Source organism: Blautia hydrogenotrophica DSM 10507 (assembly GCF_034356035.1).
Taxonomy (GTDB): domain Bacteria; phylum Bacillota; class Clostridia; order Lachnospirales; family Lachnospiraceae; genus Blautia_A; species Blautia_A hydrogenotrophica.
This window is the reverse complement of the sequence record NZ_CP136423.1, coordinates 2,037,439-2,052,151: the sequence shown is the minus strand read 5'-3', so window position 1 is coordinate 2,052,151 and position 14,713 is coordinate 2,037,439. Positions and strand designations below refer to the sequence as shown.

The 14,713-nt window shown below is 46.7% G+C and carries 15 protein-coding genes; 14 read left to right on the top strand and 1 reads right to left on the bottom strand.

Going from position 1 to position 14,713, the window contains the following annotated elements; translation table 11 throughout:
- Nucleotides 1–28 precede the first annotated feature (28 nt).
- The 10 genes from nifJ (at nt 29) to BLHYD_RS09560 (ending at nt 11,247) form a co-directional block, all read left to right on the top strand.
- On the top strand, nt 29–3,571 hold the full coding sequence (gene nifJ, locus BLHYD_RS09605) for a pyruvate:ferredoxin (flavodoxin) oxidoreductase (protein WP_005946258.1): 3,543 nt from the start codon (nt 29–31) through the stop codon (nt 3,569–3,571).
- Between the two features lie 104 nt (nt 3,572–3,675).
- Nucleotides 3,676–4,623, top strand: coding sequence for a glycosyltransferase (locus BLHYD_RS09600; protein ID WP_005946256.1), 948 nt, complete (start codon nt 3,676–3,678; stop codon nt 4,621–4,623).
- Nucleotides 4,620–5,042 (top strand): GtrA family protein, encoded by a 423-nt coding sequence (locus BLHYD_RS09595; RefSeq protein WP_005946254.1) that lies wholly within the window; start codon nt 4,620–4,622, stop codon nt 5,040–5,042. Before BLHYD_RS09600 ends, BLHYD_RS09595 begins: the two co-directional genes overlap by 4 nt.
- A 173-nt stretch (nt 5,043–5,215) precedes the next feature.
- Complete coding sequence (gene cobT / locus BLHYD_RS09590) at nt 5,216–6,265, top strand: nicotinate-nucleotide--dimethylbenzimidazole phosphoribosyltransferase (protein WP_005946253.1); 1,050 nt, start codon at nt 5,216–5,218, stop codon at nt 6,263–6,265.
- Nucleotides 6,266–6,272: 7 nt separating this feature from the next.
- On the top strand, nt 6,273–6,794 hold the full coding sequence (locus BLHYD_RS09585) for a bifunctional adenosylcobinamide kinase/adenosylcobinamide-phosphate guanylyltransferase (RefSeq protein ID WP_021845350.1): 522 nt from the start codon (nt 6,273–6,275) through the stop codon (nt 6,792–6,794).
- Between the two features lie 12 nt (nt 6,795–6,806).
- Nucleotides 6,807–7,589: an adenosylcobinamide-GDP ribazoletransferase gene (locus BLHYD_RS09580; RefSeq protein WP_005946249.1), complete on the top strand. Its 783-nt coding sequence runs from the start codon at nt 6,807–6,809 to the stop codon at nt 7,587–7,589.
- Between the two features lie 28 nt (nt 7,590–7,617).
- Nucleotides 7,618–7,998: a bifunctional adenosylcobinamide kinase/adenosylcobinamide-phosphate guanylyltransferase gene (locus tag BLHYD_RS09575; RefSeq protein ID WP_021845351.1), complete on the top strand. Its 381-nt coding sequence runs from the start codon at nt 7,618–7,620 to the stop codon at nt 7,996–7,998.
- Complete coding sequence (locus BLHYD_RS09570; protein ID WP_005946245.1) at nt 7,991–8,590, top strand: histidine phosphatase family protein; 600 nt, start codon at nt 7,991–7,993, stop codon at nt 8,588–8,590. The genes BLHYD_RS09575 and BLHYD_RS09570 overlap by 8 nt, the downstream gene beginning before the upstream one ends.
- A 31-nt stretch (nt 8,591–8,621) precedes the next feature.
- The gene (locus BLHYD_RS09565) at nt 8,622–9,995 is read left to right on the top strand and encodes an MATE family efflux transporter (protein WP_005946243.1); all 1,374 of its coding nucleotides are present in this window, start codon (nt 8,622–8,624) and stop codon (nt 9,993–9,995) included.
- 4 nt (nt 9,996–9,999) lie between these two features.
- Nucleotides 10,000–11,247, top strand: coding sequence for a DUF1015 domain-containing protein (locus BLHYD_RS09560; protein WP_005946241.1), 1,248 nt, complete (start codon nt 10,000–10,002; stop codon nt 11,245–11,247).
- 116 nt (nt 11,248–11,363) lie between these two features.
- Here the strand turns inward: BLHYD_RS09560 and BLHYD_RS09555 are convergent, their stop codons facing one another.
- Nucleotides 11,364–11,891 (bottom strand): hypothetical protein, encoded by a 528-nt coding sequence (locus BLHYD_RS09555; protein ID WP_005946239.1) that lies wholly within the window; start codon nt 11,889–11,891, stop codon nt 11,364–11,366.
- 299 nt (nt 11,892–12,190) lie between these two features.
- On the opposite strand from BLHYD_RS09555, the gene BLHYD_RS09550 reads away from it, so the two are divergent.
- The 4 genes from BLHYD_RS09550 to BLHYD_RS09535 are packed head-to-tail and all read left to right on the top strand — an operon-like array spanning nt 12,191 to nt 14,701.
- Nucleotides 12,191–12,898, top strand: a complete 708-nt coding sequence (locus tag BLHYD_RS09550) for a GTP pyrophosphokinase (RefSeq protein WP_005946237.1) — start codon at nt 12,191–12,193, stop codon at nt 12,896–12,898.
- A gap of 1 nt (nt 12,899) precedes the next feature.
- Complete coding sequence (locus BLHYD_RS09545) at nt 12,900–13,100, top strand: hypothetical protein (RefSeq protein ID WP_021844678.1); 201 nt, start codon at nt 12,900–12,902, stop codon at nt 13,098–13,100.
- Nucleotides 13,093–13,791, top strand: a complete 699-nt coding sequence (locus BLHYD_RS09540) for a response regulator transcription factor (RefSeq protein WP_040350299.1) — start codon at nt 13,093–13,095, stop codon at nt 13,789–13,791. Before BLHYD_RS09545 ends, BLHYD_RS09540 begins: the two co-directional genes overlap by 8 nt.
- A complete protein-coding gene (locus BLHYD_RS09535) occupies nt 13,784–14,701 on the top strand; it encodes a sensor histidine kinase (RefSeq protein ID WP_005946235.1) in 918 nt (305 codons plus the stop codon). The genes BLHYD_RS09540 and BLHYD_RS09535 overlap by 8 nt, the downstream gene beginning before the upstream one ends.
- The last annotated feature ends 12 nt before the right edge of the window (nt 14,702–14,713 follow it).

Below are 14,713 nucleotides of genomic sequence, written 5' to 3'. Positions count from 1 at the left end.
ATAAGATCTTTCAAGGAGGAAAAGAACTATGGCAAGAAAGATGAAAACCATGGATGGTAATCATGCTGCGGCTCATGCGTCTTATGCGTTTTCCGACGTAGCAGCGATCTATCCGATTACCCCTTCATCTGTAATGGCAGAGGCTACAGATGAGTGGGCAACCCAAGGTAGAAAGAACATTTTTGGGCGTGAAGTACAGGTTACAGAGATGCAGTCTGAGGCAGGTGCAGCAGGTGCGGTACATGGCTCTTTGGCAGCAGGTGCACTGACCACCACCTACACAGCGTCTCAGGGTCTGCTTTTGATGATTCCAAACTTATATAAAATTGCCGGGGAGCAGCTCCCAGGTGTGTTTAATGTGTCTGCTCGTGCATTGGCAAGTCATGCGCTGTCTATCTTCGGAGATCACTCTGATGTTATGGCATGTCGCCAGACGGGATGCGCAATGCTCTGTGAGTCCAGTGTACAGGAGGTAATGGACCTGACACCAGTGGCACATTTGGCAGCGATCAAAGGTAAAGTTCCATTTATTAATTTCTTCGATGGTTTCCGTACTTCTCATGAGCTTCAGAAAATTGAGACTTGGGATTATGAGGACTTAAAAGATATGGCAGATATGGATGCAATCCAGGCATTCCGCGACCATGCTTTGAATCCAAATCATCCATGCCAGAGAGGCTCTGCACAGAACCCAGATATTTTCTTCCAGGCGAGAGAGGCATGTAATCCGTACTACGATGTACTCCCGGCAATTGTACAGGAGTACATGGACAAAGTAAACGCAAAGATTGGAACAGATTATAAATTGTTCAACTATTATGGAGCAGCAGACGCAGAGCATGTCATCATCGCTATGGGCTCCGTAAATGATACGATTGAAGAGACTATCGATTATCTGATGGCGGCAGGAAAGAAAGTCGGCGTAGTAAAGGTACGTCTGTACAGACCATTTGTTGCAGACGCTCTGGTAGCGGCAATTCCTGAGACCGTAAAACAGATCTCTGTATTAGATAGAACCAAAGAGCCAGGAGCACTGGGCGAGCCGCTGTATCTGGATGTTGTGGCAGCGCTGAAGGGAACCAAATTCGATGCAACTCCGATCTTCTCTGGACGTTATGGTTTAGGTTCTAAGGATACGACTCCTGCTCAGATCGTAGCAGTATATGAGAACACAGAGAAGGCAAAATTCACTATCGGAATCGTGGATGACGTGACCAACCTATCACTGGAACTGGGCGAGCCTCTGGTAACTACACCGGAAGGAACCATCAACTGTAAGTTCTGGGGACTGGGTGCAGACGGTACTGTAGGTGCGAACAAGAACTCCATCAAGATCATCGGCGACAATACAGACATGTATGCGCAGGCATATTTTGACTATGACTCTAAGAAATCTGGCGGTGTGACGATGTCTCACCTGCGTTTCGGAAAGAAACCGATTAAATCTACTTACCTGATTCACAAAGCGAACTTTGTTGCATGTCACAATCCTTCTTATGTGAACAAATACAACATGGTTCAGGAACTGGTAGACGGCGGTACTTTCCTTTTGAACTGTCCATGGGATATGGAAGGCTTGGAGAAGCATCTGCCAGGACAGGTAAAAGCCTTCATCGCGAACCACGATATCAAATTCTATGTAATCGACGGTATCAAGATCGGTAAAGAGATCGGACTTGGTGGACGTATCAACACGGTGCTTCAGTCTGCTTTCTTCAAACTTGCAAATATTATTCCTGAGGAGCATGCGATTGAGCTGATGAAAGCAGCTGCAAAAGCTACCTATGGAAGAAAAGGTGACGCGATTGTCCAGATGAACTACGATGCTATTGATGCAGGCGCGAAACAGGTTGTAGAGGTTCAGATTCCGGCAAGCTGGAAAGACGCAGAGGACGAGGGATTAGCTCTGACTCACGCAAGCGAGGGACGTCAGGAAGTTGTGGACTTTGTAAACAACGTACAGGCTAAGGTAAGTGCACAGGAAGGAAATTCCCTGCCAGTATCTGCATTCAAAGATTATGTAGACGGCACTACCCCATCCGGTTCTTCCGCATATGAGAAACGTGGTATCGCTGTAGATATTCCGATCTGGAATCCAGACAACTGTATTCAGTGTAACCGCTGTGCTTATGTATGTCCGCACGCAGTTATCCGTCCAGTTGCTCTGACTGAGGAAGAGGCAGCAAATGCTCCGGAGGGCATGAAGACTCTGAAGATGACTGGCATGGCTGACTACAAGTTCGCGATGGTGGTATCTGCTTATGACTGTACCGGCTGTGGTTCCTGTGCAAATGTTTGCCCAGGCAAGAAGGGCGTGAAAGCTCTGGCTATGGAGAACATGGAAGCAAATGCAGGACAGCAGAAATATTTTGATTACGCAGTGAAACTTCCGGTAAAAGAGGATGTTATCGAGAAATTCAAAGAGACTACTGTAAAGGGAAGCCAGTTCAAACAGCCACTGCTCGAGTTCTCAGGAGCCTGTGCAGGCTGTGGAGAGACTCCTTATGCGAAGTTGATTACCCAGTTGTTTGGTGACAGAATGTACATTGCGAACGCAACAGGCTGTTCTTCCATCTGGGGCAACTCTTCACCATCCACACCTTACACGGTAAATGCCAAAGGACAGGGTCCTGCATGGGACAACTCTCTGTTTGAGGACAACGCGGAGTTTGGATATGGTATGCTGTTGGCTCAGAATGCAATCCGTGAAGGTCTGAAAGCGAAAGTAGAAGATTTGGTTGCAAACGGCAGCAATGAGGACGTAAAAGCAGCAGGACAGGAGTGGATTGACACTTATGCGTCCGGCGTGACAAACGGAGCCGCTACAGATAAGCTGATTGCTGCATTGGAGGCATGTGGCTGTGACAAAGCAAAAGAGATCCTGGTACAGAAAGATTTCCTGAGCAAAAAATCTCAGTGGATCTTCGGTGGAGACGGATGGGCTTACGATATCGGATTCGGTGGTGTGGACCATGTATTGGCAAGCGGCAAGGATATCAATGTCATGGTATTTGACACTGAGGTATATTCTAACACAGGCGGACAGTCTTCCAAGTCTACTCCTACCGGTGCGATTGCGCAGTTCGCGGCAGGCGGTAAAGAAGTGAAGAAGAAAGATCTGGCCAGCATCGCTATGAGCTATGGCTATGTATATGTAGCTCAGATCGCTATGGGCGCTGACTTTAACCAGACTGTAAAAGCTCTGGCAGAGGCAGAGGCTTATCCAGGACCGTCTCTGATTATCGCTTACGCTCCATGTATCAACCATGGTATCAAGAAAGGTATGAGCAAAGCTCAGACTGAGGAGCAGTTGGCAGTAGAGTGTGGTTACTGGCATAACTTCCGTTTCAATCCAGCTCTGGCTGAGGAAGGAAAAGCTGCATTTACTCTGGATTCCAAAGAGCCTACTGGAGATTATCAGGCATTCCTGGACGGCGAGGTTCGTTACAATTCTCTGAAACGTTCCAACCCAGAGAAGGCTGCAAAACTGTTTGCGGTTAATGAGGCTCAGGCGAAAGCAAGATACGCATATCTGAAGAAATTAATCACTCTTTATGGAGCAGAAGAATAATTCATACTTGCGGGAAAAATAGATTGTTCAAACGGAAAAAGGGCCATTGTGAATCTGAGAAATCAGAGGAGCAATGGCTCCTTTTGTAAGAGAAAGGATTTTAGATGAGAGGTTTGTCTGTGATACTGCCTGCTTACAATGAGGGAGAGATGATTCCGATGATAGCCGGGGAGCTGGAAAAGGAGTTGACAAAAGAGAAAATTCCATATGAAATTATTTTTGTCAGTGACGGCTCCTGTGACGACACCTGGGAAAAGATTGAGCAGGAGGCAAAACGCAGCCGGAGGATTCGAGGGTTGGAATTATCCAGAAATTTTGGAAAAGACGCGGCCATTTTTGCAGGATTGGCACAGGCAAAGATGGATGCAGCCGCGGTGATGGACTGCGATTTGCAGCATCCCATAGAAGCCTTGGTGCGCATGTATCGAATCTGGGAGAGCGGAAGCCAGATTGTGGAGGGAGTCAAAAAAGACCGAGGCAGGGAAGGAGCGGTGCACAGAGAGGGGGCTCGTTGGTTTTATAAAATTTTGTCTAGGGCTTTGCATGTAGAAATGGAGAATACCTCTGATTTTAAGTTGCTGGACCGCAAAGTCGTGGAGAGTGTTTTGAGAATGCCAGAACAGCATTTGTTCTTTCGGGCGATTTCCTCATGGGTTGGATATCAGACTGCCCAGGTGGAGTATGAGGTGGGGAAGCGTCAGAGAGGTGAGTCCAAGTGGAAAATGAGCTCTTTGATTTCTTATGGATTTCGTAATATCGTGGCGTTTACGACGGTCCCTCTACAGTTTGTTACTGTCGGAGGAGTGGCTTGTCTGATCTGCTCGGTAATTCTGGGAATTTATTCTCTGATCCGATATTTTCAAGGGCAGGCTGTGGAAGGGTATACGACTCTTTTGATGGTTCTGCTGGTAGTTGGCAGCGGTGTGATGATTAGTTTGGGAATCATCGGCTTTTATATCGGAAAAATTTATGAGGAAGTCCGGCGACGCCCCAGATATCTGATATCCAGGATGACAGCATCGGAGAAGACACAAGAGGAGGAAAGATTTTGAGAAAATGGGTGTTGAAGTGTTATAAGAATTCAGTGATTCGCTATGTATTTTTTGGCGGATGCACGACTTTGGTAAACTTGGCGACCTTTTTTATTTTTCGGAGACTTTTTCACCTGTCTTTGAATCCGGCTAATTTCCTTTCTATTGTATTGGCTGTTTCATTTGCCTATGTGGTGAATTCAAAATACGTGTTTCAGGAGTCCTGCCATGGACTGAGGCAGCATCTGCCCTCTTGTCTGCGTTTTTTTAGCGCGAGAGGAGTTACTATGCTTTTGGAGATGGGAGGAGTCTGGCTGCTGGTGGATGTCTGGAAAATGCCGGATATGGTTGGGAAATTTTTGATACAGTTTTGCGTTCTGGTTCTCAACTATATATTCAGCAAGTTTTTTGTGTTCACCAGAGGAAAAAAAGGGAGTTGAGAAAGGTGCTGATAGATGTTCGCTCGCAAAAACATACAAGTATATTTTCTGTTTTCTGCACATCGTATGGCCGAACTGCTGCATGAAAAACCAAGTCTTTCATCTGAAGACTTGGTTTTTTTGTCAGATTATGATACTATGGTACAGTATGAATATAGAAAAGAGTGGTAGAGATGAGATTAGAGGAAACCATAAGAAAGATTCAGCCTTTGGATGCGAAAGTAATGGAGCAGGCCAGAGTGCGGTGGGACAGCATCGCGAAGCCGTTGAATAGTTTGGGAATGCTAGAAGATGTGGTTACACAGATGACGGGGATCGTTGGTAGCACGGACGTGGATATCAACAGAAAGGTTCTGGTGGAGATGTGTGCGGACAATGGAATCGTAGAAGCAGGAGTCTCGCAGAGTGGTCAAGAAGTCACTGCCTTGGTGGCAGAGAACTTTTTAGAGGGAAATTCAGTGGCCTGTGTCATGTGTAGACAGTGTCACGCAGATGTAGTTCCTATCGACATCGGTATGGCAGTGGACACGAAAGTTCCCAGATACAAGGTGGCCTATGGGACTAGGAATTTTGTGAAGGAGCCGGCTATGACCCGGCAGCAGGCAATCCAGGGAATCGAGGTAGGAATCCAGGTAGCTGGAGAATTGGCGGACCAGGGCTATGGCCTGATCGCCACCGGAGAGATGGGAATTGGAAATACCACTACCAGCAGTGCGGTGGCCAGCGTCCTCTTAGGAGCGCCGGTGGAGGAGATGACTGGAAGAGGTGCAGGTCTTTCCAGTGAGGGACTTAGGAGAAAGATTGATGCAATTAAAACTGGAATTGAACTGCACAGGCCGAATCCGGAAGACCCTGTCGATGTGTTGGCAAAAGTCGGAGGATTGGATATTGCAGGAATGGTAGGCCTGTTTCTGGGAGGCGCCCTCAGACATATTCCTGTGCTGATGGATGGCTTTATCTCCTGTGTGGCTGCGCTGATCGCCATCAGACTTTGTCCGAACGCAGATGGTTATATTTTAGCATCCCATCTGTCTAAAGAACCGGCGGCGAGAAGGCTTTTGGACGCAATGGGAAAAGAAGCGATGATACAGGCGCAGATGCGTATGGGAGAAGGGACTGGCGCGGTAGCGGCATTTTCTCTTTTGGACCAGGCGGTGACCGTGTACCGTACCATGAGTACCTTTGATGATATCAATCTGGAACAGTATGAACATTTGGAGTGAGAATACGATGATGACATTGATTACCGGGGGGAGTGGCAGCGGAAAGTCGGCTTTCGCAGAAAACTGTGTACAGGCGCAAGGGGAGGCTAGACGAATTTACATAGCCACAATGTTCCCCTATGACAAGGAGAGCTATGGGAGAATTGACCGACACCGGACCATGAGAGCAGGAAAAGGATTTGAGACGGTAGAGTGGTATCTAGGGCTGAGAGAGCTGACTGTCCCTGAAGGAAGCCAGGTTCTGCTGGAATGTATGTCAAATTTGACTGCCAATGAGATGTTTTTGGAGAATGGTGCGGGTGATCGGACCGTGGAAGAGATCTGTGAGGGAGTGGAAAGCCTGCGTACGCAGGCTTCTTATCTGTGCATTGTCACCAACGAAATTTTTTCTGAGGCAGCAGCCTATGAAGGAGAGACCAGGAAGTATCAAAAATATCTAGGTGAGATTAACTGCCGGTTGGCGAAGATGGCTGACCAGGTAGCGGAAGTGGTCTATGGAATTCCGATCTGGATAAAAGGAAGAGACTGAGGGAGGGGTTTTATGGCATTTTGGAATGGATTTAAAATCGCATTTTCCATGTACTCGAAGATTCCCATGCCTCAGAGCCAGTGGTCCAGGGAGAATATGAGATATGCCTTGGGATTTTTTCCTATGGTGGGTTTGGTGATTGGTTTGCTGGTGTGGGCAGTGGCAGAACTGTTCGAGAGTCTGGGGACGGCACAGGGACAGCTATTCCGAGTCAGTGTGCTGACGGTACTGCCTGTGCTGATCAGTGGGGGAATTCATCTGGACGGATTTTTGGATGTGTCAGATGCGATGAGTTCCTGGCAGGAACGTGACCGCAGATTGGAGATTTTAAAGGATTCCCATGCAGGGGCATTTGCGATTATCTGCTGTGCGGTATATTTTGTCTTGTACGCGGGAGCAGTCAGTCTGATTGAAGCCAGGACTTTTCAGCCATTGATTTTTGTCTATGTGATGCTTCGGTCTGTGAGTGGTTTGTCGATCGTGTGTCTGAAGCTGGCGAAAAACACCGGACTGGCGGCTACTTTTTCCGATGGGGCATCCAAAAAGGTGATTCGCGTCTGGCTGTCTGTCTATCTGATTTTGTGTGCAGGGGTGATGTGCTGGCTGAACCTTGCTTTGGGAGTCTTGTGTGCGGGAGTCGTTTTACTGGTATTTCTTTATTTTCGTCATATGGTTTATCGGTATTTCGGCGGTATCAATGGAGACATGGCAGGTTGGTTTTTGCAGGTGGCGGAGCTGTGTGTGATGATTGCCACGGCAGTGTTGACACTGTTAAAAGGTGGAACTTTGTGGTGATAGATGATTTGTGGAAAAGGTGAAAAAGATGGAATTGATTGTGGGAGGAGCATTTCAGGGACAGTTGGAGTATGCGAAAAAGCTGCACCCGGAATGTGAATGGCAAGACGGGGCGTCCTGTTCCTGGGAGGAACTGTGTGCCGCGAAAGGAGTCTATAATTTTCAGGAATTTATACGCAGGGCTCTGAAAGATGAGAGAGATGTGGCTGAATTGGCCAAAGAATTGCTTGTGTGCAATGGGGAGCTTTTGATTGTGTCTGACGAGGTAGGATATGGAGTGGTGCCTATCGACGCGTTTGAGCGCAGATATCGGGAGACGGTGGGAAGAGTTTGTACAGAGTTGGCTGCAGCCTCTTCGAGAGTTCACCGGGTGATTTGCGGAATAGGGACGGTGATTAAGGATGCTTAAGCTATTTTTGCTGCGTCATTCTCAGACGGAAGGAAATAAAAAGAAACGCTATATCGGGGTGACAGACGAACCCTTGTGCCAGGAGGGAATTGACCTCTTAAAGAGGGCGGTTTATCCCAGAGCACAGGCGGTCTTTGTCAGTCCCATGAGACGGTGTGTGCAGACTGCTGGGATTCTCTATCCGGATTGTGGACTGCACATTATAGAGGAACTAAGAGAATGTGATTTCGGAGAGTTTGAAAATAAAAGTTATCTGGAATTGTCGGATAACGAAAACTACCAAAGATGGGTGGACAGCGGGGGAATGCTGCCATTTCCTAAAGGAGAGAGCCGGGAGGAATTTCAGCGGCGGACTCTGAGAGGATTTCAAAGAGCGGTGGCCTGCTGTATGAAAAATCACTGGGAAGAGGCTGCGCTGGTCATTCATGGCGGTTCCATCATGAATATCCTGGAAGCCTACGGCATACCCCAGAAGGAATTCTATCAGTGGCAGGTAGACAATGGCTGCGGCTATCAGGTGGAAGTGGACTACTATCTCTGGAAAAAGGGGAAGAGAAGTCTTCACGTAATTGACAGGCTTCCCATACAATAGAAGAGAACGCAAGACGAAAAAAGGGGATCACATGCAGATACATCAGACAGATTTTTCTACAGGAAGTGTGCAGAGAAATATCGTAGAAGTGGCGGTTCCGATGATAGCCGCTCAGCTTTTGAACTTAACCTACAATATAGTGGACAGAATCTATATTGGACGAATTGCCGGCGAGGGGACTTTGGCCTTGACAGGGGTAGGACTTTGTTTTCCTTTGATTACCTTAATCACGGCGTTTTCACTGCTGTATGGCAACGGTGGGGCACCTCTGTGCGCGATTGAGAGGGGCAAAGGGGATGAAAAAGAGGCTCAGATGCTGATGGGGAATACCTTTGCGATGCTGGTACTGACCGGCATGGTCCTGACGGTTTTAGGGCTGCTCTTTTACCGGTCTGTGCTGTATGCATTTGGGGCCAGCGATGTAACTTTTCCATATGCACAGGAGTATATTCGAATCTACCTTCTTGGAACCATCTTTGTGATGATTGTCTTGGGAATGAATAATTTCCTGAGTGCTCAGGGATTTGGAAACATGAGTATGTTGACTGTGCTGATCGGGGCGGTGTTGAATATTATACTGGACCCAATTTTTATTTTTGCGTTGCACCAGGGAGTCAGGGGCGCGGCGATTGCTACGATTATCTCCCAGGGCTGTTCGGCTGTCTGGGTTCTGCGATTTCTGACGGGCTCGAAGGCGCAGTTACGCCTTACACGTGAAAGTATGAGGCTTCAGTGGCAGAGAATTCGAAAGATTGTCTCCCTGGGAATGTCAGGTTTTATTATGGCGTTTACCAATGGTTTGGTGCAAGTGGCGTGCAACTCTACCTTGCAGAGCTTTGGGGGAGATTTGTATGTGGGTGTTATGACGATCTTGAATTCTGTCAGAGAGATCTTTACGATGCCCGTTCAGGGTCTGACCAACGGTGCGTCCCCGGTCATGAGTTTTAACTACGGAGAGAAGGCCTATGGAAAGGTCAAGGCGGGAATCCGGTTTACGGCGATAGTCTGTATTGTCTATACATTTGCGGCGTGGCTGGTTGTGAAACTGTTTCCAGAAATTTTTATCCGCATTTTTAATGGAGATGCAGCTTTGGTCCAGGCGAGTACCCCGGCGCTTCATATTTATTTTTTTGGTTTTTGTTTTATGGCTTTGCAGTTTTCTGGACAGAGTGTGTTTGTGGCTTTAGGGAAGGCGAAGAAAGCCACTTTTTTCTCGCTGTTTCGAAAGGCAGTGATTGTAGTTCCTTTGACTTTGTGGCTCCCTCATGTGGGAAATTTGGGAGTTTTGGGTGTTTACTGGGCAGAGCCGATCTCGAATTTGATCGGCGGCAGCGCCTGTTTTATAACCATGTTGGCTACGGTTTTACCGGAGCTGAAAGACTCGAAAAAAATTGCTAGGAGGTAATAAAATGGCAACATTCAGACCGTTTGCTGCTCTTCGGCCCACGAAAGAGTTGGCGAAGCAAGTGGCGGCTTTACCCTATGATGTGGTGACCAGAAAAGAGGCAGAAGAACTCGGAAAGGAGAATCCTTATTCGTTTCTTCATGTGGACAGAGCGGAGATTGATTTGGGTCCGGCTGTGGACCCATATTCCTCTAAAGTGTATGAGAAAGCCCGTGAAAATTTAGAGAGGATGAAGAAGGAGGGGGTCTATCAAAAAGATTCGATTCCCTGTTACTATATCTATCAGCAGCAGATGGGAGAGTACATACAGACTGGTCTCGTAGGCTGTGCCTCCATCGATGATTATCTGAACCATGTGGTGAAACGCCATGAATTGACCAGAGAAGAGAAAGAGGAAGACCGTATTCGCCATGTGGATACCTGCGATGCCAATACGGGGCCGATTTTTTTGACAGGCCGGTTTTCTGATGAACTGATCGATCTCATGGACCATTGGATGACTGTTCATGAGGCGGAATATGATTTCCAGGAGGAAGATGGCATTTTTCACAGAGTCTGGAAAATCCAGGATCCAGAAGCCATAAAGAGTATCTGGAAAATGACTGGACAGATCAGCAGCTTTTATATTGCGGATGGCCATCACAGGGCCGCGTCGGCGGTGAAAGTGGGGAGAAAGAGAAGACAAGAACACCCAGATTACACCGGAGAGGAAGAATTTAATTATTTTCTCTCCGTGCTCTTCCCTTGCAGGCGCATGAAAATTCTACCGTATAATAGATTGGTCAAGGACCGCAATGGGATGGATGAGAAGACTGTTTTAAGCCGAGTGAAAGAAAACTTTGAGCTTTTGTATTTTCCAGGACTTCCGTGTAAACCCACGGAGCGCCATTGCTTTGGTATGTACATGGGCGGACAGTGGTATCATCTGAGGGCGAGGGAGAATTCCTATAATCAGGAAGACCCAATTGCAAGTCTGGATGTCTCGATTTTACAGGAAAATCTGTTGGCGCCGGTTCTGGGAATCGAGGACCCGCGGACAGATGAGAGAATCAAATTCGTCGGCGGAATTAAGGGATTAAAAGAGTTGGAGAATATGGCAGACGAAAATGGTGGTATTGCATTTGCCATGTATCCCACAACGATTGACGAGCTGATTGAGATTGCGGATGCAGGTGAAATTATGCCTCCCAAGTCCACATGGTTTGAGCCGAAGCTAAGAAGTGGATTGTTTATCCATTCGTTAAGTGAATAAAAACCGCAGCCCCATAGATGAGAGATCGTTTATGGAGCTGCGTTTTTATTTGACAACAGAAGAGCTTATTTAATGTGCCGCCGCGAGGCGAAATACCTGATTGCAGCCGTACATCTTTAGGAGAGCTCACGGATAATTCCGTTAGTCTTATCATACTGGCAGTACTTTCCATTTTCTGAGAGGAAGGGGGAGTAACTGTCGTTTTTGTTGTCCTTTAGATAGACAATGCCGGTGGCAATCATTTCCACAAGGGAGAAGCGTTCACTTAGACTGGAAATCCAGCGGTAAGTCTTATTGTGAGTAGTCTCTGACATAATCAGATTATACTCTCCATTTCCATGGCGTTCCAGGTTGAAATAGACTTTTTCTTTTTTGTGGTCTTCCGCATATACCTGGCTGAAAATGTAGGAAGAGAAATTTTTTCTGACAAATTTTTCAAATGAAGAGGCTGTATATTTCTCGCCGGACACTTCGTCTATAATTTTATCTCCCCGGTCCAGACGGGTCTTGATGACAGATAAGACTTCGATAGACCAGTTGATAAAGGAAATGCTGCCGTAATCCACAGATTCCAGCAGGGTACTGATGAGTTGTTTGGAGAGCAGTTCCGAACGAACCGCTTCGTCGTAAAGCTGTTGATTCATATTTCATCCTCCGCATATCATGAAATTTTCTGTTTTCATTATAGTGGATGAGGCTGGAAAAAGCAAGGATTTAGCCGCATATGTGGCGATATAAGCTGCGCAGCAGCTAATCCGAGCTGTTATGGCTGAATCGTTACTATTCTTGTAGAAACGGCGGCTAACTGGAAATTAATAGAAATTTTAGAAAGGGATGAAAAATTTAGATTATTACTATAAAAAGTTCATAGTTATATGTTAAACTACGAAAGAAGAGATATGGCGAGGGGACGAAAGAATTGCCATATAGAAGGAGTAAAGCAATGACAAACGAACAGTATTATGATTTTATACAGCCCTACCAGAACGCGAACGCGATTATGAGGATGAAGCTGGAGGTGCTTAATCATAACCTATATTTGAAATCCTCAGAGCCGATTCACCATATCCAGGAGCGGGTGAAAGAAAAAAAGAGTATTGAAGAGAAGTTGGAGAGGATGAATTATTCAGACAGTGTACAAAACGCAAAGGATCATCTGTTGGATGTGGCTGGTATCCGGGTAATTTGTTATTTTGTGGATGATATTCATAACCTTGTGAATGCTCTAAAACGTCATGTGGAGCTAATTGTGATTCGGGAGAAAGACTATATCACGAATCCAAAACCCAACGGATACCGAAGCTTCCACATGATCGTGGGTGTGCCGGTATATTATTTGGATACTATGGAATATTTCCCAGTGGAGATACAGTTTCGGACCATGGCGATGGATTTTTGGGCCAGCATGGAGCATAGAATCTGCTACAAAAAGCAGCCGGAGCACAGAGAAGAACTGGCGGCAGCTTTTCAGCAGTATGCGAAGGTGCTGGAGAACATAGAAGAACAGTTTGAAGCCTACAACGAGACGGGAAGGCTAGGAGATGTGAATGAGCCGGAGATTCCTTGGTGGCAGATGTTGGCGCAGGAAGCTGAGAGAGAAATGCAGACTACGGAATCAGAATACTTGGAAATTGAGGAGAGACGGATGTAAGATGAGTGAGATTCGGGAAGAATGTGTTGTTGGTTTTTGCAGAACCTGCAATGGAATTCAAAGCGTGTGCTGCGAATATCAAAAAACAGAGCAGGGTTGGCGCTTGGACGTCATGTATTGTCAGGAAAAAAACTGTGTGCATCATGCAGGCTGTGAGATCTATCGTCAGGCTCATGAGATGGAGAGCAAAGAAAATGCGTGAAAATAAGATTCTTATCGTGGAGGATGACAGGGGGTTGGCAGAAGGAATAAAATTCTATCTGGAGAAGGAGGGGTATCGGGTGGTGATGGCTGGCAGCTTAGGGGGAGGGAGAGTTCTGTACCGACAGGAGAAACCAGATGCCGTTTTGTTAGATCTGAATCTGCCGGACGGAGACGGCATGAGTTTTTGTCGTGAGATCAGGAAAAACTCTCAGGTTCCGATCTTGATGGTGACGGCCCGGGATATGGAGACGGATGAGGTCATGGGACTAGAGACAGGGGCAGACGACTATCTGACAAAGCCGTTCTCCCTGACGGTACTCAGAACAAGACTTCGGAAACTTCTGGAACGTCAACAAAAAGGCGGGGTAGAAAATCATATCCTCAAAAGCGGAGAGATTTTCTTAGACGAGTCACGGACATCAGTCCGAAAAGGTGCAGAGAGTTTGAATCTGAGTATGACGGAATACCGCCTGCTGCGGTTGTTTCTAAAAAATCCCAATCAAGTATTGCTAAAGGAGCAGATCTTGGCGGTAATCTGGGATTCTGAATCCAATTTTGTGGATGAAAATACTTTGGCGGTTAATATAAGGCGTCTTCGAAAGAAAATAGAGTCAGATCCCTCGAATCCCATGTACCTAAAAACGATTCATGGCATGGGGTATCTCTGGGAGGATTTGAAAAATGCTTGAAGGTGTGATGACTGCCATAGCTGTCTTCTGTGTGGCTGGGGCGGTTGTGAGTCTGTGTCGGCGGCGAAGAGAGTATCGGCATTTAGAGAGAATGCTAGAAAACTTTCGATCGGATAGAGGAATCAAAGAGAATGAAAACGATGAGACTTGGGAGGGAAAACTGTCCAGTCAGCTCAGCCGCATTCTCGAAACTGCCGAATATAAGGAGCAGGAATCTGTCAAGGAAAAAGAAAAGATGGCGGCGCTTTTGTCCGATTTATCCCATCAGTTGAAGACTCCTCTTGCCAATGTGGTGATGTACACAGAACTGCTGTTGCAAGGAGATCTCACCACTGAAGAGGAGAGGGGATTTCTTGTTCAGACACAGAGCCAGGCCCAGAAAATGCAGTGGTTGATTGGAGCTCTGGTCAGATCTTCCAGATTGGAGAGTGGAATGCTGACTTTTTCATCTGAAAGTCAAGGGTTGAAGGAGACTTTGGCTATGAGTGTCAGTGGGGTTTATGCTCAGGCAGCTCAAAAGCAGATGGAGGTGGTATTGAAAGAATTTTCAGATTGCTATGTGTGGCATAACCGGAAATGGACGGTGGAAGCTTTGGGAAATGTTTTGGAAAACGCGATTAAGTATTCACCGAAAAGCTCTATAGTGAAAATAGAGGTCAGGCCCATGGAACTATATACAAGAGTGGATGTGACTGACCAGGGGATGGGAATCGCAAAGGAAGATTACCCAAAGGTTTTTCAGAGATTTTGGAGAAGCGGACAGGTAAGGGAGATGGAAGGCAATGGTCTGGGGCTTTACTTGTCTCAATTGATCTTGCAGAAGGAAAGAGGTTATATCACTGTGGAATCCGAGTTGGGAAGGGGAAGCCGTTTTTCTCTTTTCTTTTTGAACGGTGAACGTAAGGTTTAAAAAGTTCTTACA